Source organism: Neptuniibacter sp. (assembly GCF_024231755.1).
Classification (GTDB): Bacteria; Pseudomonadota; Gammaproteobacteria; order Pseudomonadales; family Balneatricaceae; genus Neptuniibacter.
Genome location: NZ_JAAEQH010000294.1, coordinates 1 through 1154 on the forward strand (window position 1 = coordinate 1; position 1154 = coordinate 1154).

General features: G+C 47.5%; 1 protein-coding gene. It reads right to left on the bottom strand.

Annotated elements, in window-relative coordinates:
- Positions 1–185: 185 nt before the first annotated feature.
- A partial coding sequence (locus tag GY843_RS17665; protein WP_297311564.1) for a methyl-accepting chemotaxis protein occupies positions 186–1154 on the bottom strand: 969 nt, incomplete at its 5' end.

Sequence of the window (1154 nt, forward strand, 5' to 3'; positions counted from 1 at the left end):
GCTGGATTTCCAGGATAAAACATACCAGCAACAGCGGCTTCACGAATACTCATTATTCACCTCTTTAATCACTACTAAAATAATAGTACGTAGATAAATGAAGCGATAAAAAACAGACAATAAAAAGCCCGGAAAATCCGGGCTTTTTATTCTTTTTAACTCAGAGGTTGTTTTATATCAAGCGCCTATCGAACAGTAAACTTCGAGAGCGTGCTTTCAAGATGCGAAGCGGAACCCGCCATATCATCAGCAAGCGAGGATGTATTTCTTGCAGCACCCTCCGAGCTGTCAGCAACCTCAGCAATTGCAGCCAAACTTTGATGAAGATGATTAACCAAACTACTCTGTTCTTCTGCCGCAGCAGCGATACCAGAGTTCATCTGGCTCATTTCACCTAGTGCCGTATCAATCTGCTGCAACACATCACTTGCACGCTGCATCTCAGATACATTATCTCGGACAGAAGTGTTGGTTCGTTCCATCATGGACACCGCACGGCTAGCACACTCCTGCAACTTACCCAGGTTATCTCGGATCTCTCCGGTGGAATCCTGTGTTCTTTGCGCCAGAGTTCTCACCTCATCAGCTACCACCGCGAAACCACGACCCTGTTCACCCGCTCGAGCTGCCTCAATCGCTGCGTTCAAAGCCAACAGGTTAGTCTGGTCAGCGATGTCACTTATCACACTGGATACAGCATGAATATTCTGTACATCTTTATCCAGTTCGCTGATAACAGCACTAGTCTCACTGACCTCTTCCACCAACTCATTGAATGACTGCGTGGTTTTCTGTACAACAGCCAGCCCTTCTGTTGCCATATCATCAACATTCTGGGCGGTACTGGAAGCCATGCTGGTATTCTGAGCGATATCCGCAGAACTGGTAGAAAGATCACCAACACCCTCTGCAATATGTGAGGTCTCCTCTTTCTGGCGTGCAACGCCATCACGGGTCTGCATTGATTCACTTGCCAGACGGCGTGAACTCTCGGTTACCAGACCTGTTGCACTTTTTGCCTCACGCACCAGTTGTTCGAACCCATCTGCAACCTTGTTCATGCCTTCAGAAATAGCAGACATTTCATCCTTACCACGCTTATCAAGACGAGCGGTAAGGTCTCCACTGGCCAACTGATCGGACATTCTCTGGAA